Origin of the sequence: Methylobacterium organophilum (assembly GCF_022179465.1) — a bacterium.
Classification (GTDB): Bacteria; Pseudomonadota; Alphaproteobacteria; order Rhizobiales; family Beijerinckiaceae; genus Methylobacterium; species Methylobacterium organophilum.
This window is the reverse complement of record NZ_BPQV01000003.1, coordinates 1-19,838: the sequence shown is the minus strand read 5'-3', so window position 1 is coordinate 19,838 and position 19,838 is coordinate 1. Positions and strand designations below refer to the sequence as shown.

Annotated in this window: 28 protein-coding genes; 22 read left to right on the top strand and 6 right to left on the bottom strand. The window is 62.8% G+C overall.

Annotated elements, in window-relative coordinates:
- Window positions 1-35: 35 nt before the first annotated feature.
- Together MFF21_RS05555 and MFF21_RS05550 are read right to left on the bottom strand one after the other, a co-directional pair.
- Window positions 36-185: a hypothetical protein gene (locus MFF21_RS05555; RefSeq protein WP_238310230.1), complete on the bottom strand. Its 150-nt coding sequence runs from the start codon at window positions 183-185 to the stop codon at window positions 36-38.
- Window positions 186-348: 163 nt separating this feature from the next.
- On the bottom strand, window positions 349-1,122 hold the full coding sequence (locus MFF21_RS05550; RefSeq protein ID WP_238310229.1) for a S24 family peptidase: 774 nt from the start codon (window positions 1,120-1,122) through the stop codon (window positions 349-351).
- Window positions 1,123-1,216: 94 nt separating this feature from the next.
- On the opposite strand from MFF21_RS05550, the gene MFF21_RS05545 reads away from it, so the two are divergent.
- The 16 genes from MFF21_RS05545 to MFF21_RS05470 all read left to right on the top strand — a co-directional run bounded on the left by MFF21_RS05545 (window position 1,217) and on the right by MFF21_RS05470 (window position 9,575).
- Complete coding sequence (locus MFF21_RS05545; protein ID WP_238310228.1) at window positions 1,217-1,429, top strand: helix-turn-helix domain-containing protein; 213 nt, start codon at window positions 1,217-1,219, stop codon at window positions 1,427-1,429.
- Between the two features lie 128 nt (window positions 1,430-1,557).
- Window positions 1,558-1,704: a hypothetical protein gene (locus tag MFF21_RS05540; protein WP_238310227.1), complete on the top strand. Its 147-nt coding sequence runs from the start codon at window positions 1,558-1,560 to the stop codon at window positions 1,702-1,704.
- Window positions 1,701-1,922, top strand: coding sequence for a hypothetical protein (locus MFF21_RS05535; protein ID WP_238310226.1), 222 nt, complete (start codon window positions 1,701-1,703; stop codon window positions 1,920-1,922). Before MFF21_RS05540 ends, MFF21_RS05535 begins: the two co-directional genes overlap by 4 nt.
- A gap of 498 nt (window positions 1,923-2,420) precedes the next feature.
- The gene (locus MFF21_RS05530; RefSeq protein ID WP_238310225.1) at window positions 2,421-2,744 is read left to right on the top strand and encodes a hypothetical protein; all 324 of its coding nucleotides are present in this window, start codon (window positions 2,421-2,423) and stop codon (window positions 2,742-2,744) included.
- 2 nt (window positions 2,745-2,746) lie between these two features.
- Window positions 2,747-2,932 (top strand): hypothetical protein, encoded by a 186-nt coding sequence (locus tag MFF21_RS05525; RefSeq protein WP_238310224.1) that lies wholly within the window; start codon window positions 2,747-2,749, stop codon window positions 2,930-2,932.
- Window positions 2,933-2,934: 2 nt separating this feature from the next.
- Window positions 2,935-3,570 carry a GIY-YIG nuclease family protein gene (locus tag MFF21_RS05520; RefSeq protein ID WP_238310223.1) on the top strand — a complete coding sequence of 212 codons (636 nt, stop codon included), beginning with the start codon at window positions 2,935-2,937 and terminating at the stop codon, window positions 3,568-3,570.
- Window positions 3,571-3,656: 86 nt separating this feature from the next.
- Window positions 3,657-3,920 carry a hypothetical protein gene (locus MFF21_RS05515; protein WP_238310222.1) on the top strand — a complete coding sequence of 88 codons (264 nt, stop codon included), beginning with the start codon at window positions 3,657-3,659 and terminating at the stop codon, window positions 3,918-3,920.
- Window positions 3,921-4,004: 84 nt separating this feature from the next.
- Window positions 4,005-4,595: a hypothetical protein gene (locus MFF21_RS05510; protein WP_238310221.1), complete on the top strand. Its 591-nt coding sequence runs from the start codon at window positions 4,005-4,007 to the stop codon at window positions 4,593-4,595.
- Between the two features lie 12 nt (window positions 4,596-4,607).
- Window positions 4,608-5,102, top strand: coding sequence for a RusA family crossover junction endodeoxyribonuclease (locus MFF21_RS05505; RefSeq protein WP_238310220.1), 495 nt, complete (start codon window positions 4,608-4,610; stop codon window positions 5,100-5,102).
- A gap of 4 nt (window positions 5,103-5,106) precedes the next feature.
- A complete protein-coding gene (locus tag MFF21_RS05500) occupies window positions 5,107-6,069 on the top strand; it encodes a YdaU family protein (protein WP_238310219.1) in 963 nt (320 codons plus the stop codon).
- 31 nt (window positions 6,070-6,100) lie between these two features.
- Window positions 6,101-6,643 (top strand): hypothetical protein, encoded by a 543-nt coding sequence (locus MFF21_RS05495; RefSeq protein WP_238310218.1) that lies wholly within the window; start codon window positions 6,101-6,103, stop codon window positions 6,641-6,643.
- Entirely contained in the window at window positions 6,640-7,071 is a 432-nt protein-coding gene (locus tag MFF21_RS05490) for a hypothetical protein (RefSeq protein ID WP_238310217.1), read from the top strand. The genes MFF21_RS05495 and MFF21_RS05490 overlap by 4 nt, the downstream gene beginning before the upstream one ends.
- 10 nt (window positions 7,072-7,081) lie before the next feature.
- Window positions 7,082-7,519: a Ros/MucR family transcriptional regulator gene (locus MFF21_RS05485; RefSeq protein ID WP_238310216.1), complete on the top strand. Its 438-nt coding sequence runs from the start codon at window positions 7,082-7,084 to the stop codon at window positions 7,517-7,519.
- Window positions 7,520-7,548: 29 nt separating this feature from the next.
- Window positions 7,549-7,896: a hypothetical protein gene (locus MFF21_RS05480; protein WP_238310215.1), complete on the top strand. Its 348-nt coding sequence runs from the start codon at window positions 7,549-7,551 to the stop codon at window positions 7,894-7,896.
- Window positions 7,897-8,440: 544 nt separating this feature from the next.
- Complete coding sequence (locus tag MFF21_RS05475) at window positions 8,441-8,647, top strand: hypothetical protein (RefSeq protein WP_238310214.1); 207 nt, start codon at window positions 8,441-8,443, stop codon at window positions 8,645-8,647.
- A 142-nt stretch (window positions 8,648-8,789) separates the two neighbouring features.
- Complete coding sequence (locus MFF21_RS05470) at window positions 8,790-9,575, top strand: hypothetical protein (protein ID WP_238310213.1); 786 nt, start codon at window positions 8,790-8,792, stop codon at window positions 9,573-9,575.
- 5 nt (window positions 9,576-9,580) lie between these two features.
- On the opposite strand, the gene MFF21_RS05465 is transcribed toward MFF21_RS05470, so the two are convergent.
- The 4 genes from MFF21_RS05465 to MFF21_RS05450 are packed head-to-tail and all read right to left on the bottom strand — an operon-like array spanning window position 9,581 to window position 15,386.
- On the bottom strand, window positions 9,581-10,054 hold the full coding sequence (locus tag MFF21_RS05465; protein ID WP_283206506.1) for a very short patch repair endonuclease: 474 nt from the start codon (window positions 10,052-10,054) through the stop codon (window positions 9,581-9,583).
- Window positions 10,051-11,841: an ATP-binding protein gene (locus tag MFF21_RS05460; protein ID WP_238310212.1), complete on the bottom strand. Its 1,791-nt coding sequence runs from the start codon at window positions 11,839-11,841 to the stop codon at window positions 10,051-10,053. The genes MFF21_RS05465 and MFF21_RS05460 overlap by 4 nt, the downstream gene beginning before the upstream one ends.
- A 30-nt stretch (window positions 11,842-11,871) precedes the next feature.
- Entirely contained in the window at window positions 11,872-13,833 is a 1,962-nt protein-coding gene (locus MFF21_RS05455) for a DNA double-strand break repair nuclease NurA (protein ID WP_238310211.1), read from the bottom strand.
- Window positions 13,830-15,386: a DNA cytosine methyltransferase gene (locus MFF21_RS05450; RefSeq protein WP_238310210.1), complete on the bottom strand. Its 1,557-nt coding sequence runs from the start codon at window positions 15,384-15,386 to the stop codon at window positions 13,830-13,832. The genes MFF21_RS05455 and MFF21_RS05450 overlap by 4 nt, the downstream gene beginning before the upstream one ends.
- A gap of 528 nt (window positions 15,387-15,914) precedes the next feature.
- On the opposite strand from MFF21_RS05450, the gene MFF21_RS05445 reads away from it, so the two are divergent.
- From MFF21_RS05445 to MFF21_RS05420, 6 genes are all read left to right on the top strand, one after another.
- Window positions 15,915-17,054, top strand: coding sequence for a hypothetical protein (locus MFF21_RS05445; RefSeq protein ID WP_238310209.1), 1,140 nt, complete (start codon window positions 15,915-15,917; stop codon window positions 17,052-17,054).
- Window positions 17,055-17,370: 316 nt separating this feature from the next.
- Window positions 17,371-17,634 carry a hypothetical protein gene (locus MFF21_RS05440; protein ID WP_238310208.1) on the top strand — a complete coding sequence of 88 codons (264 nt, stop codon included), beginning with the start codon at window positions 17,371-17,373 and terminating at the stop codon, window positions 17,632-17,634.
- A 227-nt stretch (window positions 17,635-17,861) separates the two neighbouring features.
- Window positions 17,862-18,200, top strand: a complete 339-nt coding sequence (locus tag MFF21_RS05435; RefSeq protein ID WP_238310207.1) for a hypothetical protein — start codon at window positions 17,862-17,864, stop codon at window positions 18,198-18,200.
- Window positions 18,187-18,819, top strand: a complete 633-nt coding sequence (locus MFF21_RS05430; RefSeq protein WP_238310206.1) for a hypothetical protein — start codon at window positions 18,187-18,189, stop codon at window positions 18,817-18,819. The genes MFF21_RS05435 and MFF21_RS05430 overlap by 14 nt, the downstream gene beginning before the upstream one ends.
- 313 nt (window positions 18,820-19,132) lie before the next feature.
- Window positions 19,133-19,399: a hypothetical protein gene (locus MFF21_RS05425; protein WP_238310205.1), complete on the top strand. Its 267-nt coding sequence runs from the start codon at window positions 19,133-19,135 to the stop codon at window positions 19,397-19,399.
- A gap of 150 nt (window positions 19,400-19,549) precedes the next feature.
- Window positions 19,550-19,838: recombinase family protein (locus MFF21_RS05420; protein WP_238310204.1), on the top strand; the 289-nt coding region annotated here is incomplete at its 3' end.

Genomic DNA, 19,838 nt, shown 5'->3' with positions numbered 1-19,838 from the left:
ATTTCTCCTGGATACTGTGCGAGCTGTCATTTAGCTTATCCGAGCTCCCGGCCGCCTTCGTCATAGACATGGCGTCTCGGCCCGAGGATCAGGGCGGCCCCAAAGGCGTCCATGGCTTTCTGCGGATCGGCATCCATCATCGCCTGGGCGATCTCGCGGAAGCTGTCGATCGTTATCTCAACCATTACAGCTCCGCCGGACCAATCCGCGCCAGTTCGCGCTGTTAGCAGCACGGATTGGTCGACCCCTTCGAACAAGGCACCTCGCCCGTCCATCGCAGCTTGGATGCCGTTCAGTAGCCGCCAGTCTCTTTCGCCCGCGGATCGCGCCGAGAAGTATACGGGCATCTCAGCACCGCGTGACGCGACAAACGACACGGCCTATCACATGAAGATCGACCGCCAATATTTCATCTGTGCTGTGATTGGGATTATCTGACTTGATCCTGATGCGGATCGGATTGCTGCCCTTAACGATCTCCAGGCGCTTCACCGAAATGCCGATGCCGTCGAAGATCGCATAAAGACCGTCAGGCGAAGGCGCGGTCTGCGAGCGGTTGATCATTACTCTGTCGCCCGGCAGCAGAGTTGGGATCATTGAGTCGCCATCTACAGCGATGAAATCGACATCACCTTCACGAGAGCGCAGCTCGGTGCGCAGGAAATCGGGCGGGAGGCGCCACACAGCGCGAACGCCGTCGAGCACCTGACCATTCACAACGACCCCTTCGGCCGTACCGCCCTGTCCTAAGCCAGCAACAACATTGCGCTCTGGCACTTCGCCCGGCTTAAGCGTCCTGGCGTGCGAACGACCCGCTACGGCGGCATTCTCGTCGTGTTCAAAATCTGGGTCAGGTTCGAACTCTTGTCCGATCGGTACTCTGCGCACCTCTTCAAGCATTGGCCTTGGCACCATTAAAGCTTCCGCCGTAGTCCCAAGCACGGGCGCTATTTTTTGAGCCATCGGGAGTGGAAGCTTCTGCTCCTGATCTTTCCAGCGCTTGATGTTTTGTCGAGACGTGTCGATCCGGCGAGCAAGATCGGACTGGCCAATGCCAGAGGCCGCTAGCGCAGCAGCTAGCCCGTTGGGAAACTTGCCCTTCGTCGAGGTCGGCTCAGACATAGAGCCACCGTGTCGCCGTTCTGGCGACGAGGATAGAGACCAATCCGGTGACAATCCGCTTGCGCGGTCACCAATATGGTGACATGCTTGGGGCATGAAGCTCGCCGATTACCTCTCTCAGGCCGAGATCAAGCCATCCGCCTTCGCGGAGCGCCTCGGCGTCTCGCGCCAGACCCTCTGGCGGTACATGTCCGGCGACCGTCGGCCAGAGTGGGATGTTCTTGAGCGCATTCGCGCCGAAACCGAGGGGCAGGTCACCCCGAACGACTTCCTGAATGATTGGACCGAGCCCGAGGTCGCTGCGTGATGCGCCCTCCTCGCTTCACCCTGCGAAACGGGGCCCGCCCCCTGATCGAGATTGTGCGCGCGGTGCCCCGCCCCGGCGCATTCAGCCGAGCGCCTGCGTTCGCTGCCCTCACGAGCGGGGCCACTGACATGGGCGCGCTCGCCTTCACCCTCGCCACCGTCGCGGCCCTCAGCTTCGGCTCGGCCGCATTGACGGGCTCGCCCGCGTCCCTGGCGCTCGGCGTGGTCGAGGCGTGCGCCTCCGGTCTCTGCTGGATCGCGGAGCGGCTGGCATGACGATGCGCTGCGCCCACGCCCTCGGCCTCGCCGCCGGAGCCCTGCTTGCCGTTAGCCTGTGCTTCGGCGCCCTGTCGGCCTGGCTCTACCTTGGCGCCCTGATCTCGACCGCATGCGGTGTCGGCGCGGGGCCGGGCTTCGCCGTGGTGTGGCTGGTGATGGCGATCGGGCTGGCCCGGCTCCTGAGCGCGAAGTTCGCGCGGGCAGGCCTGCTGTGACGGGCGCCGCATCATATCCCCATCGCCTCGGTCGAGCGCTGGTCGCTCCCGTGTGCGAGCGCGACGGCCGCGATCCCCGACCCGGACCCGCGGCCATCGCGTCCCTCGCCTTCATCCCATCGGCGGCAATGACGTCGCCGATCGGCCGCGCGGCTGTCTCCCCCGCAGCCCTCGTTTTCGACGACGAGAGCGGCCGTTCCCTTTCGCGCGGCTCCCGCGCATCCGTGGCCCCGCGGGGCATGTCCCTTCGGGGCGTTTCCTCCCTGCACTGCCGGAGCCGCCTGGCTCCGGCCCTTTCCTTCCCGCGCGTCCGCCCGTGCCGGCAAGCTCCCGGCGGTCGCGCTGTGTCTTCGTACTCCTTCACCCCAGATGCGAGGCGCTGACATGTCTTTCGCCCCATCCATTCAGCCTGACATTTTCTCCCAATCAACGTCTCCGATGCGCAAAACTTCGGAGATTGCAGTGAGAAAGTCTGGGGGAGAATTCCGAAAATTTGGGGTGATCGATACCCAAGTTTTCGGCGAGCGGATCGCGGCGTTCCTTCGCGCGGAACATCCGAGCAAGACCGCATTGAGCGTCGAGGGCCACACCGGCATTTCGGCAAAGACGGTCGAGAAGTGGCTCCAGGGTGCGTCGGCACCTTCCGGAGCCGCCTATCACCAGCTGATCAAGGTCTACGGGCCGGAACTCTTCGTCTACGTGAGCCCAGATGCCTCATCGGAGGTGCTGAAGAACGCCGCGCGGATCAGCCGGCAACATCGGCTTGAGCAGCGCGCTGCCACGATCCGGCAGCAGCTCGCGGACGTGATGGGAGGACGCTGAGCATGCTCACGCTCCTTCGCATTGCCGCCTCGGCGCTTCGCTGCATCGCCATGCCGCTCCTCTGGATCGGCTGGCTCGCCACCCCCGTCCTCTGGGGCTCTTCATGGTGCGAGGACAAAGCGCGCGAATGGGATCCGCGCATCTGGGACCGCACCGGCGGACGTACGCCGACCGAAGCGCGGGATTAGCCATGGGCGCGCGCATCTACTTCGTCGCGGACGGCTGCGGCTCCATCAAGATCGGAATCTCCACCGACGTGGCCCAGCGCTTGGCCGGACTCGGCGTAGCGAATCCGGCCTGCCTTCACCTGCTCGGCGATATCGAGGGCGACCGCTCGCAGGAGCGGCAGGTCCACAACGCCCTCGCCGATTACCGGGTGTCTGGAGAGTGGTTCCGCGACTGCGAGGTCGTTCGGTTCCTCATTGCTGAGGTTCTTGCGCACGGCCTTGAGACTTGCGGTTTCGCGCCCAAGGCACGCGAGGCGGACGGCCACTTCACGGTCGATGAGGCCCGGCAACTCGCGGACATCATCATTCGCGCCTCTGGCGTCCGGGTGACGGACCCAGGCGAGACCTTCGGCGTCCCAAACACCCTCCTTTGGCGCATGCGGTACCGGCCTGGCCGCAGGATCTTCGCCGACGAGTGGCACCTGCTCGCGGAGGGCGCCTCGCGCGCCGCCGCCCACGCCGCAGAAGCCGCCCAGCGCGATCTCGACCTGACGCAATCGATGGTCCGCCGTCGGGCGGAAGCCTTCGTGCGCGCGGCGCTTCCGCTGGAAACCCATCGCGACCTGCCGCTTTGGCGGGCCGCTGAACCGCGGCCGTGAGCCGCCGAACTGCAGGAGCGCACGATGTCCCGAGACCAATCCGCGCTCGTGCACGAGCGCCTGTCAGCTCAGGAGGCCGCCTGACCATGGCGAATGCCGAGCCCCTTCCCCTGCGCGGCCCGTTCAGCCCGGACGAGCAGCGCGTCGTCGACTGGCTCGCGACCACGCTTCCCGGCATCGGGCCGAGCGAGGATCCGATCGGGCTGGTGCTCGCGCTGCTGACCACCTCCCGCCAGGACCTGGCGCAGATGCGGGCTGGCTCTCCTTGGCCCGCCACCCATCACGGCCCGCTGCTGCCCCCGATCCCTGGCGCCGACCCACGCCTGCCGGCTGGCCGATCACTCCCCTGAAACGCGAACCGCCCGGCTCCCACCGGCGAAGCGGGAACCGGGCGGTCAATGAGGTCGGGCGCTGTGCCCGCTATGGAGAAGGCAATGGAAGCCACAGAAGGCACTGAGTTTCAAGCGGAAACCCTCCGCGGCGACGTGCAGAACAAGATCCTCGACGACATTGTGCGCTGCATGCCGTGCTGGACCAAGATGAGCGAGCGCGAGCAGCGCGACGTCATCAATAATGCGGCGCGCATCTCCTCGGAGCTGGTGCGCGAGGCAGTGAAGCTCGTCGCCCATCGCGACTTCCCGCACATGATCGTCAGCCTCGGCAAGTGGACCGTGAAGGAGGGCATCAAGCTCGAGGTCTCAGGTTCCGATTCCGTCGAGGAGATCACGAAGCTCGCGAGCAATGGCGGCAAGCAGGCGATCCTCGTCTTCGCCAGCGTGCAGGGCTTCATGGGCTCCCGCGGGGAGCCCCAGGCCGACAAGGATCAGCCCGACCTTCCGATCGACGGCGCGCCCGCGCACGATCCGGAGACAGGCGAGATCCTGGGCGACGCCGGCGACAACCTGCTGCCCGAGACCGGCGACCTTCCGGAGCCTCCGGAGGACGAGGCCAACGAGGAGAGCGAAGGCGAGAACGAGCAGGCGGCCCCGAAGAGCCGTCGCCGCCGCGCCGCCGCCAGCGCCTGAGGGAGGCGCGCGGTGCCCGTCTCCGTCACGATCCGCCTGCCGGGCGCGCCTCGCGGCAAGGGGCGGCACCGCGCGCAGCTCGTTCAGCGTCCGGGGCAGCAGCCCCGGATCCACGCGCACCCTGACCAGAAGACCGAGGCGTACGAAGGCGCGCTGCGGCTCGCCGCCGGCGCCGCCATGCGCGGGCGCCCGCTGCTGACCGGGCAGCTCGACGTGAAGATCTTCGCCTTCCTGCCGATCCCGGCGAGCTGGTCGAAGCGCAAGCGCCTGGACGCGCTGGAGCGCCGGATCCGCCCGGTCGGCAAGCCCGACTGGGACAACATCGCCAAGGTGACGGACGCCCTGAACCACGTCGTCTGGGCTGACGATGCGGCCGTCGTCGATGGCGTGGTGCGCAAATTCTACGCGGAGAAGCCCGAGCTCGTCGTCGTGGTGACCGCGCTGGAGCCGCAGCAGGCGGTGATTTTTCAGTCGCCGATAGCGTCCGCCCCAATGGCCGCGGAGTAGCGCCATGAGCTCTGACCGTCTCCCATGGTTTCGCTGTGGACCCAGCGCCCTGCTCGGCGCCCTGTCCGGGCTTCAGCCCGACGAGGGGCTGATCTACGTGACCGTGCTGCTCCGGATCTACGAGACCGGCGGCCCGATCGCGGACACCGCCCGCACCCTGGCCCGGCGCACGGGGCTTACCGAGCGGCGTGCCGGCGCGGCGATCGAAAGCCTCGCCCAGGCCGGGAAGATCGCCCTGCTCAGCGGCGATCGGATCGACAGCGCGTCGACGCACGAGGAGCTGGAATGGCAGCGCGCCCGTAGCCTGGACGCCGCTGCAGCGGGCCGCATCAGCGGCACCGAGCGACAGAAAAGAAAAACGCGCGCGAAATTAGCCGCGGCTAAATCTTTCGAAAAACCTCAACGAAATCAACAAAACGAGCGAACGGCCGTTGAACGCGCGTTGGCAGATAGAGAAGAAGAATTAGAAGAGGATTCTCCCTCTCAGGCGCGCGCGACCCCGCTCCCTCGAGACTGGTATCCCGACGCCGAGGACGAGGCGATCGCGGCGGCTGCCGGCGTGCCGCCGGAAGCGGTGCCCCGCGAGGCCGAGCAGTTCCGCGACTGGAACCTTGAGCGGAACTTCCTCTCCCACGATTGGCGCATCTCCTGGCGGAAATGGTGTCGCCGGTACCGGCCGCACCGCTCGCCCCCGCTCGGGCCCGGCGGCCCGCGCGCAGCTCCCAGCGGCTTCATCGGCCGTCTGATCCGCCTTCACGAGCAATCCCTGAGGGGAGCCTACGATGTCGAACCGCCTGCCGTCGACGCGAACGATCCCGGCGCCGAGCCAAGTCGAGGCGAAGATCTCGGCATTGCGTGGAGCTCTGGCTCCGGTGGACGGCCATCCGACGCGCTTCTGCGTGCCGCGGGCTTTGGCGGCCACGACAGCCGAGCGTCAAGCGCTCTGCGACGTCGCAAAGCGGTGTGAGCTCATGCTCGCGCCCTGCACGGATCGGCGCATGATCGACACGGTGGTGTCGCGCATCCTCGCCGGCTTCGAGCAGGGGCGCGGGCGGAGCGACGAGGAGAACGAGATCCTCGTCGGCGAGTACATCGAGGCCCTGCAGGGGCTCCCGATCGCGGCCATCCACAAGGCGGCCGGGCGCTTCCGGAGCGGCGAGACGCTGCTGCCCTGGTCCCGGCGCTGGCGGCCTTCGCCGGCTGAATTCGCGGCCGAGGCCCGCGAGGCGCTGATCCCCCTGCGGCGTCGGCTCCTCCACGTCCGCCAGATCCTCGAGGCCGAGGTCTACGAGCCGCCGAGCGAGGCGGACCGGGCGAAGGTCGAGGCGGAGGCGAGGCGCTATCTGGAGCAGCGCCACGCCGTCACCGTCGAGCGGGACCAAGCCGAGCCGACGGCGGCCGAGGTCGAGCTCGCCCGCCGGGGCGAGACCGCGAAGGCCGCGGCGGCGCTGCGGGAGGCCGCCGACCCGCAGACGATCGGGCGGCTGATGGCGAACCTCGACGCCAGAACACCCCGGCGCGTGGAGAGGGCAGGGGGATGAGCGTCGCCTTCGCCCTCACCGAGCCGCAGGCGCTCGTCGCCTCCTGGTATGCCGGCGTGCGCTCGCTCGACCCGGAGCGCGTACCGGCGCCGGGCCTCCTCTGGCGCGAGCCCGGGCAGGCCGGTCGGTTCGGCGTCTGGGCCGGCGTCCACGCCATGATGGTGCGCTTCCTCGATCAGTGGGGCGAGGACGCCGCTCGTCTCGGCTGGTCGACGGAATCGCTCTTCGGCGTGCACCGGCTCGCCGGCGCCCTCCGTCCGGACAGCACAGGCGCACTGGTCACCCTCTACCCGCGCCGCTGCATCGCGATCTGCGAGCGCGAGATCCACCTCGAACGCCGCGGCTCTGTCCTCGTCGACCGCGGCCTCACCAATCCCGCCGAGAGCGTGCCGCTGTGGCTGTTCGGGCGGTCCAACCCTCCAACCTGAGGAGCACACCATGTCCAACGACAACACGACCCTCGACGAGATCTCGCTGAGTCTCACGGCCGACATCGTGACTGCCTTCGTCACGAACAACGTCCTGCCGGCCAAGGAACTGCCCGGGCTCATCACGAGCGTCTACGCGGCCTTGTCCAGCCTCGGCGGCTCGCCGGCGGTCCCGGCCGAGGAAGCCGCGGTCGAGCAGGCCACGCCCAAGCAAATTCATAAGTCGATCACGCCCCAGGCGCTGATCAGCTTCATCGACGGCAAGCCGTACAAGACCCTCAAGCGGCACCTCGGCACCCATGGGCTCGACCCCGTCGCCTACCGTCGGCGCTACGGCTTGCCGGACGATTACCCGATGGTTGCGCCCAACTATTCGGCGGCGCGCTCCGCTCTCGCCAAGGAGATCGGTCTCGGCCGGCCCGGCGGACGGGCGTCTCAGGCTGCGTAGGCGCCAAGCAGGACTCGGCTCGGAGCGTGATGGCGTCGCGTATCGCAAAACCTGACGTTCCGGTTTACCCGCCGCGCTACAGCCACCGGCAGGCCGTGGCGTGGATCATCTCAGCCCTGACCGATAAGCCCCCAGACCCCGATCTCGGTCCCTACCCGCTCGACCTGCGCATCCGTCGCCTGGTCGAGCGGGAGATCCCGGACCGGGAGCATCGCGAGCAGCTCAAGGCGTGGTGCCGCGCCCAAGTGGACGAAGGCACCTTCCGCGAGACCTGCCGGCTGCGTGGCTGGAGCCGGACGACGGCGCAGCGCCACGTCGATCTCGCGCTGACTCACCTCTTGCTGGTGATGGTCCAACCGGCTGGAGGGGTCGAATGAGGCGGGCGACCAATGAAATCTGACGCGTGGCAACGTCCGCGATGGGCGGATTTCTAGGGGGGCTGCATTTGAGCATCAAATTCAACATGAATATGCTCGAAGTAAATCAGATATTGTTCATTTGCTTTGATGATAGGATAGTAGATTGGCGGGCGCTCAGCGAGAATTTAATGTGGATTCACAGTGAAGCAAGCTGTATTTCAGCAGTTTTGCTTATAGGCAGTCAATAATGGTCTAATCTCGTCGTCGAACAATCATGATCCCTCAACGGTGCTGGCGGCACATGGAAAATGCTCACGCCAAGTCCGCGCTACGCGCTGTGCGCGTGCAATTCATTTTCTTCACTGAGAATTGGCACATGTATCTCATTCCCGAAGCGAGGGATAGTATCGCTACAATCTGATTTATTCGACATTGGCGAAGATGCTTCGAATCCAGTCTCGGCACGATCGCGAAAATTTCCGCCCCAACAGGGAACAAAGAGTTTCGAGCACTCTTTGTACTGGGGCCCTTAGGCCTATTCGTATGCTACAGGATCAGATTTATGGCAAAGAAACCGACCAATTCGGGCAAGGAGTGGTCGCCCAGTGAAGTGCGCCAGTTGAAGGAGCTCGCCAAGGGCAACACGCCAACGCGCGTAATTGGGCTCAAGATGGGCCGCTCTCCGGGGGCCATACAATCAAAAGCCAGCGAGGAAGGCATTTCGCTTAAGCCGACCAATCAATCCCCTTACAACCGGCAGAAGCCGTGAGTTCGTAGTCGTTTGATGACTAGGGTCAGATCAGGGGAACCGAAAAACAGGAATGATATCTTACTCAACCAAAGGCCTCCCGATAACAGAGACAATACACATAAACTGCATCGTTTGGATACACTCGCTTCCAGAAGCAGAGATGGGGCCAACGCGGCGAATACTTGAAGATCTGGAAGGCCTCGCTGCCGCCGGAGGATTTCAGGTATTCGAGTACGCGGTTAAAAATCGGGCTGAGCTGGTGAGGCAGCTGGGCGAGCTCAAGGACCGTGCCGCACAGGGACTTCGACCGGTACTTCATGTTGATGCACACGGAACGGCCGCCGAAGGCCTTCTTCTCGCGCCCAGCGGCGACCGCGTGGGCTGGGCGGAAGTTATCGAGCTTCTCCGTGAGCTAAATACAGCAACTTCTAACAATCTCGTTTCTATCTTCGCGCTATGTTTCGGCCTGCACCTCTACAGAGAGGTCAGCCTGATGAAACCTGCTCCGGCGTATTTCTTCGGCGCACCCCCATCAGAAATCAGCATTGGCTTCCTTGAGGCTCAGACCCTGGCATTTTATCGCGAAGTGAGCTCGAGCTCGAACGTGACTGGTGCGTTTGCAAAGACACTTAGCCATGAGATGCAGTCCTTTCACTGCCAAGGACTATTCTTTCAGGCTCTCCTGACATACATTCGGAGACATTGCAGGGCAAAAGATCGTGGACCCCGTCTGGAGCGGATGGTCACTGCCATCATGAAGCGGGATGGGATCACGAACCCTTCAGGTGCCCAGCTGAAGGCTGCGCGACAGCATGTTCGCGGCTTTCTGGACCCAGGGCAGCATCTGATCGACAAATTCGCGCCATCCTTCCTGATTGGGCGCCCCGCCGCCTTCGTGTTCGATGACCTTCGGAAGGTGCTTGAGACGACGGGTAGAAAGCGCTGAGTCCGTCAGGGCTCAAAGATCGGAGCCCGCTGGCCAACCTCATGAGAGGAAGCTTCAGACTCGACAATGAAGGCTGCGCACTCACCCAGCACCTCTTCGAGGGGCCGACGTCCTTGACCACGTAGAGCACATTCCCAGACGGTAAGGACGCGCCAGCCGGTCCCCAGGAGCGCCTGTCGGACTCTCTGGTCGCGTGCCCTGTTTGCCGTCAGCTTCGCCTCCCAGAACTCTGGCCGTGTCTTCGGCCTCTTGCACAGTGAGCATCCATGGTCATGCCAGAAACAGCCATGGACGAAGATGCCAGTCCGGTAGCGGGGCAACACTAGGTCGGGCTTGCCCGGAAGGTCGCGCTGCTGGAGGCGGAAGCGAAAGCCGAGGCGATGGAGACCACGCCGGATGAGCATTTCCGGCTTAGTATCCCGGCCGCGTATCCGGCTCATATTGAGCCGGCGTTGCTCTTCGGTGAGGACATCGGTCATGAACGGCGGCGTCGGCCCGTACTCTTTGGGCTCGTTTTCGGTTTAGCTGCCGGTTTGGGCGCCGGCTTCCGATTGGCTTTGACGCGTGTCATACGCGCCTCGCTCGCTGCACGACGCTCTGAATTCGCGTCGGGCGCCCAACGCTCTGCCTGATCAAAAAAGTCCTCATCTCCGATCTCTGACGCCAGCAGCTCCTTGTCCATATGGATTCGTACCGGCAGCGGGAACCGCACGACCTGCCCGCTGACAATGCCTTGCCCAGGGCCGAATCCGGGGATCAGCCTGGCATCGGATTCGGACAGGTTCTCCATCACAGAGCGCACAAAGGTCTGATCGCGGGGGTTCACCAAGCGGAGGATGAGGAATGAATTGCATTGAGAGATGATAGTCTCGTCGAGCCGGCTCGGGCGCTGCGAGATCAGCATCAAACCCGTGCCGAACTTACGGCCCTCGGTGATGATGCGTCGGACGACAGGTAGAGAGACAGCATCCTGCGTCCCCTCGCGTGCAGACGGTATAAAGGTGTGCGCCTCCTCCACCACAGCAAAGAACGGCGCAATCTTGTTGCTCAGCGTGGCGCGGAATTCGAACAGGGTCTCAAGAGTGATGGCAGCTAGAGAGCATTGCGTGATGTGATCGTAGCCGCCAAGATATAGAATTGAGACCTGACCCGGCTGGATGATTTTCTCTGGTTGGCTGAACGGATTAGGCAGAGGCTCAAACTCCAGGTCCTTCAGCCTGTCGCGCATCTGTTTACTGCTGCGCTCCATTCGATCTAGGCGATCCTGAACGATCCGTAGACCGCGGCAGATCGCGCCGATTGTTCCCTTCCAGTTGCCCCCGGTCAGACCAGTAGGCGCCGTGGCATTGTTCTTTTCCTGGTTGGCGCGGGACAACAGCCGGCCGATATATTTCAGAGCCTGCTCACCGTGCTTCGTTTTCTCCCGATCATACAGACCATGGAGATAGTCGCGCTGCGGATCAGTCAGACCGCTGGTCATCTGCAGAATCAGCTTCGTCACCAGCTCTTCCCCGTCCTCCTGGACGAGCAGCTCGGGATAGAAGAGCCTGATCTTTGCGCCCGGCGTCTCCGCTTCTAGGAGCGCCCGCGTCTTATACAGGCCGATGTAGTCGCCGTGAGGATCGAGGATCAGCAGCGGATATCGCTGCTGGATCAGTTCGCGGATGATGCGGCGTGCAGCGACGGTCTTGCCGCCGCCGGTCATGGCGAGGATGGCTAGGTGACGGGAAACCAGACGCGACGCTGAGAGTGTAACGTCGACATCAGAGCGGGCGATCAGGCAGCCTACCTTGATGGCCCGCTCCTGCTCGCGTCCTCCGATCAGCAGTTTCCGGACTGCACCGGCAGGCGGATGGAAGACCGTGGAGGCCGGCTTCACCGGATAGGTGAGCGGCGCAAGGTTGGCGAGATCATCAGGGGCAGAAGCGCCGAGGATCAGCGCCGCAGCTTCGAGCTGGTCCTTTGTGCCCGAAAGGATAGTTTCTTCGAGCGAGATTCCCTCACCGGCGATTTCCTGAGCGGCCTCAAACGGGAAGAAGGGATTGAACCGTCTGATGTCAGTGATCCGTGCCCACACATAGATCCGGGATTTCTCATTGTAGGCAGCGTCGGGCACTTCCATGCTGAGGGCAACAATGTCGCCCACGCGCGCCTGATACTGACGAAGGATGAAAGTAAATTCGGAGGTGCCTGCATTGCCCACGACGGTGCCGACCGGCCGCCAGGATTTGAGCGAGCTTACTTCCTCAGCATTGATGGCGTTCATCCAGGGCCCCGCTCCCTTTGCCTGTTATGTTTAACCGAGCATCCCTGGACGCAGAAAAAAGTCCCGGCTCGAACCGCAGAGCATCCTGCGGAGACCATCGAACAGGCGCGTATCGCCCGAGTCGAGAGCCCGCTTCAGCGCGACTACAGCTGTATGTGTATTGACCGGCCGGCTCATCCAGTTCGGCACTTTGGCGAACTTGTCGACGATATCGAGCCCGACCGGGAATGCGTAGCGGGGAAGCAGCAGCGCGCAGTGAAAGACCAGCTTCGCAGTCTCTTCAAAGCGCGGTACATCCTTCTCGAACATCTCGACCCGGACGGGGGAGCTCCATTCAGTGACCTGCATGTAGGAAACCCAGGGCTTCGGGTACCGGACGATAACGTCCTGCCACGCCTTAGGCGCCCGCCTGAGCTCGTTGCGATCCAGCGGGACGGGAATGAGGGCTTCTCCGGGCTCAAGTACGCAGCGGAACAGCAGAGAGTCGGTGATCCGCTGCCCTTCACTTTCCTCGTCGTGTAGAGGGTCGACAGCTTCCCGGAAGTCCCTCTTCCACTCTTCCGGCGGCTGAGCGATAACATCGGCAATATCGGCGTTTTTCAAGCTGTTAAGAATGGCACGACAGACGATGGATGTCGTGCTTTCCCGCTCAACGACACCGCACACCACAGCCTCAGCTTCCTGCAGCAGCTCAAGCTGTCGCAGATAAACGCTGATGAAATTCCGGTCCCGGCCTTTGCGCCTGCAGTCCGGCTCAGGAAGCAGGTCTTTCAGGTGAGCGGCAGAGAAATCCGGGAACCTGTTCCGCACTTGGCCGTCCCGCATCACATCCGTGTAGCGAGAGACCGGGTTCACCAGGGAGCCATGCAGCATCAGCCAGGAGAGATCAGGCCGGTCCGTTACGAGCTGGACCGCACCGCCGGCTTCAACGGAGATGCGGGCTGCATCCCGGAGTGCGCCCACATCGGGGAAGCTGTCTGAGAATACGCCATTCTCTTCGTTGTAGCTATAAAGCTCGTCGATCAAGAATTTAAGGTGCGTGAAATGCTCGCGGGTTTCGCCTGCAACTCCTGGCGTGACCGTGTAACCTCCGACCCGGGCTGCGATCGGCGCAGATCCCAGCATTGACAGGTTGGCGAGCCCTCCGTCGATGAAGCCGACCGGCCGGCCGGCGATGGAGCTCCAGAGGCTCTTGTGGTCTTTTTCCAGCTTTATGATCTGCCCGGTATGAAGCAGCACCGCCCGCAGGTCCTGAGCCAGCAGCTCCACCGTTTCCATGAAGCGGTGCTGGGCCGGCGCTGACAGGTCGCCGGCGACCTGCAGCATCCTCTCGAGCATGTGCGGCGACCGGACCTTCTCATGGATCGTCCGGGGCCGCTTTGGTTTTGCCGCGGTCACGTCCAGGGGCATTGGCGGAATCGGAGGTTCCGCGACGACCGGTGCCGGCTTCTTTGCTGCCGAAGCAGGAACCGGCGCTGCCAGCCGGGGCTTTTCCCCCGCGCAGAACTTCGCAATATCGCTGTAGAGAGGCGACGTCTGGTCGAGGATTGCGGTGCTGCTTTCCAGATGCCGTTCGATGACCGCAGCGACGCCCGCGTGAAGGACCCGGTCGGTCTTCTTTGAAACGAACGTCAGAATGACAGGGTGACTACCATCATTGTGCTCAGGCGAGCGGATCAGGACAAAATCCTTTGAATCCAGAAGAGCGTAATCGGTCATGGTAATCTTTTTGCCGCCAAGTCGCCAATTCTTTTCGGTGCGATAGAGAGTTCTTTCAGCTGTTTCGCGCTGCTTTCCGAACACGCACGTGACGGTCAGCTTCGCTTTCCGCGCTTCGAACAGCTCCTTACAGATCAAGCGCTTCGCCGCGGGTGCGTTGATGTTGATTGCGCGCTGCTTACTTGTCGCGGCCGCGCGGTGCGCAGCGAAGAGGCCGAGGTCGGAGTCGGCCAGAGACCGGACGATGATGATCTCGTTCGTGGCCCTGCTCACCTGCTGCGCCCTCCCGCAACCCGTTTCAGCGGGAGGACGGCACCCTTTGCTATCTGCTCTGCGATGCAGTCAGCAATGGCTTTGCTGAGAAGAGGCGGCACCGCGTTTCCGATCTGGCGGAAAGCCGGATTCATGGTACCGCTGAATTTGAATCCGTCCGGGAAGGACTGAAGGCGTGCCGCCTCGCGCACCGAGATGGTGCGCGCCTGATCGCTGTCGTAGTGGATATGACTGTAGCTGTCCTTGCCTAAGTGAGCCATCAGCGTGCGGGCGGGAAGATTGGCTTCCATCTTCCGCCACTTGTTGGGAAATTTGCTGGCGTCGTACGGCGGCACAGTGGCTGTGCGAAGTTCATCCCAGCGACGGCTTCCCTTCCGGGGCCTGACGCCGGTCAACAATGCCTCGCGTCCCAGAGCCTCATCGAACATCCTTTGCGCCAGAGCGTAGGCCTGGGGATACTGGTCCCCAGGCTTCAGGCGCGCAAAGATCTCGTAATCCCGCGGGAGATAGCGAATGACGTGATCGTACAGAGCGTTACCAGCACTGAAACCCGGCCATTGCCGCATGTTGCGCGCAAAGGGAGTCAGCTCGTCCGCAGTACCGTAAGGGACCGGCAGATCGAACCGGCGTGCGCCTCTTTTCAGGACACCGGAGGCAAGGTCATTCCGAGCGTGTATCGGCGGCAGATCGCGAAGCGCCTCCGACGCTGTCACCGCGGGCGGCAGGTCTGGTGACGGCTCTGGCGCCGGTCTGTAGTACTTGCGCTCTTCGAGGTTATCAGTTGAGGCCAGGAGCTTGAGTGCCACGGCGCGCGAGCCTTCATAGCCCGAAGGCAGATCAATCCAGTGCGTCGGCGTCGGGAACCGGACCGCCATGTCCAGCTGCTCATGGATCGCGATCAGAAACATCCGCTCCCGCATCTGGGGAACGCCGAAGAATGCGGCGTTCAGCAGTGTGTAGGCGCACTCATAACCGCGGGCCGTAAGAACGTCACAGACCTCCCCCGCGATGTTGTGCCCGCCATGGTTCAGCATGTCGGGCACATTTTCCATTACCACGATGAGCGGCTTGCACTCATCAACGTAATCCAGATACTTGATATACAGACGTGAGCGCGGATCATGCCGGAACGCCTCCGGATGATCGGCGACCTCACGCAGCTTCGATCTTCCAACCCGCGCGAACGCTTGGCACGGGGGGCCGCCGATGATCACATCGAATGCGGAAGCGACCGGGCCCAGATCGAGATCAGCGACCAGCCTTGACGGCGTCACTTCCGTAATGTCACGAGGCTGATGATGCCTTGCATCCCGCGGGTGAAAATTAAGGCCATGCGATTTTGCAGCATCTGGATCAAACTCGACGGCCGCGGTAATTTCGAATCCGGCAGCATCGAAACCAAGCGAGAGTCCGCCGCAACCTGAGAATAGGTCGAGAATTCTCAGTTTTTTGCCTGCGCGGAGCCGCGCAATCTTCTGTTGTACTTCAGAATTCGAAGCCATGACCCGAACCGCCTTGCCGCCGCCGAGCTTATTCGATTTCGGGCTGCGCAACCAGAAAGTTGTAGTGGGCGTGAACAGGAAACCGGTTCTCCCGCCGGGTAGGCCCTAACGGGCTTCAGCGTTTCGAGTTGTGATCGGCATTCAAAAGCCCCCCTGCTCCTTGTCATTTCAGCTACTTAGCTCGCCAGTCAGCGCCCAAATCACGCCCTGGATCACAGTCTGAAATCACAAACTTCTCCACTGCCGTCCGCATCGATGCCGGCAACCGGATACCTTCCTACTCGATGCAAGGGGGTAGGCCCAAGAGTGTTGGCGTTCCTGCTGCCGGCGAGCCGACCCTGGTTCCCAGCGGCCAAGCCAGCGACGTCCTGCATCTAGCAACCATGGATGCTACTTTAAATAGAAATTATGAAATTGCGCAACCAAGATCTGCGCGCCGAGCTATTGTGGCAGCCGCTTCGGAGAGGCCAAGAGGATCGGCTTAGCAAGCGAATTGCGCGCAATGCCGCTGAGGAAATGGGAGAGGTAAATCTGATTTTAAGAGAGATTCAATTGCACGCTTACGACATAGGCTAGTGGTTGAGCAGCGGTCTGCTTGCAAGAAGCCAAGTATCAAAGCAGCCGTTTCCTCTCCGCCAACTCATGACCTGTCGCCGACTTGATGTATCCTGGGCACTGCAATCGCTCGGCGCCTTCTATCGCTTCAGCTTGACAGCGATGCCAGAAGCGCCCGATCCGAAAGATGTTGCCCGTTTGTTTCGAAACGGCGCCAGCTTCGTGAGGATGACCGTGTCGGCGTGCGTTTCGACGTCAGCCAGTCCCGAGCCCGTTCGCAAGCGCAAGCTCGACATCGAACAGGCCCTGCAATGGGCCTTCCGTGAGGAGGCGCCGAAGATGCGCCCCGACCAGGCCTTGAGGGGCCCTGTCTTGCCAGCGGTTCATCCGATGTGGCGGGCCGGCGCGTTCGGCGGCCGGATCGACAACTGGGCCAACCACGATCCCGGGTTTCCGCTGGCCATGGGCGAGCCGCATCCGGACGCGGTGCTGATCATCAACGCGGTGAAGGGCTGTGATGTCGAGAAGCTCGACCTCTGGGGCTTCCTGATCCCCTATCGGATCGGTGAGAACTTCGACCAGGTCGGCATCATGGAGAAGGCGCGGCGGGAGACGGTCGCCGTCCTCATCGCCTGCGCCACCTCCCGCACTCGCCCCGACACGAACGACCGGGTGGCGGTCGAGCCGGTCCGCTCCATCACCGGCCAGACCACGGTGTGGGTCCGCGAGGCCCGAGAATACGAGGACGCCCAGGGTCAGCCCATCGTCGTGACCCACGATCTGCCGACGAAGCCGATCCGCAAAGGCGTCTATCCGGCCGGCGCCTTCACGAAGATCCGCTTCTGCCCGAGCGCGGCGACTGTCGCCCTCGACCGGGCGAAGTACGCGGCCTGGTGGGCGGCGCTGGAGCACATCACCGAGCTGCTGCAGGTGATGGGCCTCCAGACCATCGAGCTCTCCGGTCCGACCGCGCCACGGATGCCCTGGACCGAAGAGGGCGAGACAGAGCCAGCTCCGATCGAACTTGTGCCTAGCCTGCTCCCGCACCGGGACGTGATCCCGAAGGACCAGCGCGTCGCCGGCCGGCGCCAGCAGCCGCGCCGCCACTCCGAGGTCCGGCACATCTACCATCGAGGCGATCCGGAACCGGCCGAGACGGCCTGATCGCTCAGGGGGCCGCGGAGATATCCACTTGCGTGCCAAGCTTCCCTTGTGGCATATTCCACTCTGCAAGTTTTTCTTCGGCCCCGGCGGACACCCGCTCGGGGCCGTTGTCGTTTCGGGCCCTCGCCCGACCGAGAAGATCCTGAAGCTCGCGGGCATCACCTCGTGCCCCGCGAAGCGCTCCTATGACACCGGCCCGTAGCGCTCCGGCAGGATCTGCATCCGAACCGCCCTCAACTCCGGACTTTCGCCGGCAGATGCCGGCCCCGATCTGTGGCATGCTCATCGACATGACGATCCTGGTCCTGGGCCCTCAATGAGCGCCCATGCCATCGCCGCCGAATTGCGCGCGAAGATCCGCGCGGAGCGGCGCCGGCGTCGCTGCAGCGACCAAGCCGCCGAGCTCGAAGCCCACGACAGCTTCTGCACCCAGCTCGAGCAGGGCCTCAACGACCTGGTCCGCGCGATCGGTACGTCGGACGGCCTCTCGCTTCGTCTCGGCGAGCGGGTGTTCGGGCGCAGGGTCGTGTCGGTGGTGGCCCGTGATCGGGTGCGTCCGCATCGTGCCACGCGGGGCTGATCGCCGATCAAAACCCGATGAAAAGGATCGCTCCGAGCAGCGATTTCCAAGGTCTTCTCAAGGACATGAGCGAGGCGCGCCCACCGCCACCGGCTCCGAGGGGCAGCACATCCGCGCCACCCGAGAGCGGTAAGCGCGGCCTCAAGACTTCGTTGACCAGTACCCTTCAATCGAGTTGACCTTTGATCAAGACTGCCCTATCATCCAGTGCGTTACAGGAGGTGGGCATGGGGGCGAAGCCCAAAGAGGCACTGGAGATCGAGACCGTTTGGCTGCGCGATTACGCTCGGACTTACATGCCTTGCGAGGCGGCGTTCTCCTTCTCCGCCGACGCATTGAGGCGTGCGCGCGTCAGCTTGATCGATATCCGACACGCGTTCCGGGTTGGCCGGGTGATCCACGCTGATAAGCTCGACGAGCCTGGCGCTATATGGACCGTCGTCGGAGACGACTGCGACGGCCAAGCTCTTATGATCATCATCCTAGTTGTGACGGAGATGCTTAGCGTTGAAGTGCGAGACGTGAGGCGGCTGGATAAGAAGGAAATGAAAAATGACGCAGCATGAACAGACGCCTGGCGTTCGTGTTGTGCCCCAGTACAACGTGGACACCCTCGGCGCCCCTTTTAAGGTGACGCTTGCTAATAGCGCGACTGTTAAGATCGACCGTGAGACTGGCGAGGAAATCGTTACAATCCCCGACGTGGTTGGCCTGATCAGCGCTGTAGTGCGGTGCCGTGCCCTACACCCGCGAAAGCTTGGCGGCGAAGAGATCAAATTTATCAGAAAGTCTCTTGGCGTAAAAGCAAAATCGATCGCCGACTTTCTGGATATGACTCCTGAGCATCTATCTCGGTGTGAGGCTGGAGCTCGGGTTATGTCTGCGCTCAGCGAAAAGCACTTGCGGCTTTTCGCCTTCTTCGCAACCTTCATTGATGATCCAGAAGAGGTTCTATCCAAGTTCGACGACATCAGTGATCTAGAAATGAAGGAAGCAAAGCCAGAGCCCGTAATGGAGAGGTTTGTAAGGCTGTTTTTTTCTATGAAGATACAAACTGTCTTTGATCCAACCGATGAGCTTCACTTCAATCTGACTCGTCGTGCGAAGGATCATAAGATTTATCTTCCTAGCAGTGCTATCTCTGATGACTGTGAATGGAGCCCTGACACTCCGCTTGCAGCCTAAGGCTTATCTTCCGCTGGTGTTCTTGACACCCCGGGGGCAATCCTGCAGAGATCTCTAAGTTGAGCGACCTTCGCCCGCTGCCAGTAATGGACGCGGGCGTTGTCGTTTCCGAACCCTTTCCCCCAGGTCACCGCTCCTGCCTTGCCGGCAGGCGCAGGACGAGCGCAGCGACCGATCCCCCAGCAGCCGTTCCGATGCTGTGCTGGCGAGGCGATCGGATCGCTAACCGTTTGCGCCCGCGGGTCCAGATCCCCGCTCGAACCCGCTTCCCAGCGCTGGCGTTTCGCCCCTGACGCGGCCAGGCCATTCTGCCATGATCGCCCCAATAAGCGCTCACGCCACCGTCACAGCGATCAAGCAGGAGGCCGAGGCCTTCTGCTGCCGGCGCTATTGGAACCAAGCCGAATATCTCGAAGCCAAGGACGCACACTGCAAGCGCATCAGCGCCTTGGTCTGGCAGCTCCGCCGGCAGATCGGGATGCCCGAGATGCTGAGCCTCGGCACCGGGCGTCAGAGCTACGGCGGCCGCTCCTTCTCGGTCGAGTTGCGCATGGGGCGCGGCACCCGGAAGCGGACCTGACTGTCGATCAAAACCCGATCAAGAAGAGCCTTCTGGGAAGCGATTTCCACCGTCTTAAGAGAAGGTGGAATTCATAGGCAAATTGCCGTTTGCCTAGAGAAATAACATAGTAAGTTCAAAGGCTTGATGGTGGTTCAGGGCTCGCGTCGCGTGGGCCGCCTCAAGGCCCGGAATAAAATCCAATCGGAGGCCAAGGCCGCCATTGCCACCCGGGCGGTCGCCTACCTGCGCGTCTCCACCGACGAGCAGGCCGCTTCCGGCCACGGCCTCGAGACGCAGGAGCAGGCGGTCCGCGCCTTCGCGCTGAGCCAAGCCTACGACCTGGTCGAGCTGGTCACGGATCCTGGCATCTCGGGCGCGACCCGCCCAGCCGACCGGCCTGGATTCGCCCGCGTCCTTGATCTGGCGGCTGCTGGCGGCTTCGACGTCCTGCTCGTTG

What these genes read in the sequence shown, in the direction of transcription:
- MFF21_RS05555 (WP_238310230.1), bottom strand. Translation starts at nt 185, where the DNA reads ATGGTTGAGATAACGATCGACAGCTTCCGCGAGATCGCCCAGGCGATG.
- MFF21_RS05550 (WP_238310229.1), bottom strand. Translation starts at nt 1,122, where the DNA reads ATGTCTGAGCCGACCTCGACGAAGGGCAAGTTTCCCAACGGGCTAGCT.
- MFF21_RS05545 (WP_238310228.1), top strand. Translation starts at nt 1,217, where the DNA reads ATGAAGCTCGCCGATTACCTCTCTCAGGCCGAGATCAAGCCATCCGCC.
- MFF21_RS05540 (WP_238310227.1), top strand. Translation starts at nt 1,558, where the DNA reads ATGGGCGCGCTCGCCTTCACCCTCGCCACCGTCGCGGCCCTCAGCTTC.
- MFF21_RS05535 (WP_238310226.1), top strand. Translation starts at nt 1,701, where the DNA reads ATGACGATGCGCTGCGCCCACGCCCTCGGCCTCGCCGCCGGAGCCCTG.
- MFF21_RS05525 (WP_238310224.1), top strand. Translation starts at nt 2,747, where the DNA reads ATGCTCACGCTCCTTCGCATTGCCGCCTCGGCGCTTCGCTGCATCGCC.
- MFF21_RS05520 (WP_238310223.1), top strand. Translation starts at nt 2,935, where the DNA reads ATGGGCGCGCGCATCTACTTCGTCGCGGACGGCTGCGGCTCCATCAAG.
- MFF21_RS05515 (WP_238310222.1), top strand. Translation starts at nt 3,657, where the DNA reads ATGGCGAATGCCGAGCCCCTTCCCCTGCGCGGCCCGTTCAGCCCGGAC.
- MFF21_RS05510 (WP_238310221.1), top strand. Translation starts at nt 4,005, where the DNA reads ATGGAAGCCACAGAAGGCACTGAGTTTCAAGCGGAAACCCTCCGCGGC.
- MFF21_RS05500 (WP_238310219.1), top strand. Translation starts at nt 5,107, where the DNA reads ATGAGCTCTGACCGTCTCCCATGGTTTCGCTGTGGACCCAGCGCCCTG.
- MFF21_RS05495 (WP_238310218.1), top strand. Translation starts at nt 6,101, where the DNA reads ATGATCGACACGGTGGTGTCGCGCATCCTCGCCGGCTTCGAGCAGGGG.
- MFF21_RS05490 (WP_238310217.1), top strand. Translation starts at nt 6,640, where the DNA reads ATGAGCGTCGCCTTCGCCCTCACCGAGCCGCAGGCGCTCGTCGCCTCC.
- MFF21_RS05485 (WP_238310216.1), top strand. Translation starts at nt 7,082, where the DNA reads ATGTCCAACGACAACACGACCCTCGACGAGATCTCGCTGAGTCTCACG.
- MFF21_RS05480 (WP_238310215.1), top strand. Translation starts at nt 7,549, where the DNA reads ATGGCGTCGCGTATCGCAAAACCTGACGTTCCGGTTTACCCGCCGCGC.
- MFF21_RS05475 (WP_238310214.1), top strand. Translation starts at nt 8,441, where the DNA reads ATGGCAAAGAAACCGACCAATTCGGGCAAGGAGTGGTCGCCCAGTGAA.
- MFF21_RS05470 (WP_238310213.1), top strand. Translation starts at nt 8,790, where the DNA reads ATGGGGCCAACGCGGCGAATACTTGAAGATCTGGAAGGCCTCGCTGCC.
- MFF21_RS05465 (WP_283206506.1), bottom strand. Translation starts at nt 10,054, where the DNA reads ATGACCGATGTCCTCACCGAAGAGCAACGCCGGCTCAATATGAGCCGG.
- MFF21_RS05460 (WP_238310212.1), bottom strand. Translation starts at nt 11,841, where the DNA reads ATGAACGCCATCAATGCTGAGGAAGTAAGCTCGCTCAAATCCTGGCGG.
- MFF21_RS05440 (WP_238310208.1), top strand. Translation starts at nt 17,371, where the DNA reads ATGAGCGCCCATGCCATCGCCGCCGAATTGCGCGCGAAGATCCGCGCG.
- MFF21_RS05435 (WP_238310207.1), top strand. Translation starts at nt 17,862, where the DNA reads ATGGGGGCGAAGCCCAAAGAGGCACTGGAGATCGAGACCGTTTGGCTG.
- MFF21_RS05430 (WP_238310206.1), top strand. Translation starts at nt 18,187, where the DNA reads ATGACGCAGCATGAACAGACGCCTGGCGTTCGTGTTGTGCCCCAGTAC.
- MFF21_RS05425 (WP_238310205.1), top strand. Translation starts at nt 19,133, where the DNA reads ATGATCGCCCCAATAAGCGCTCACGCCACCGTCACAGCGATCAAGCAG.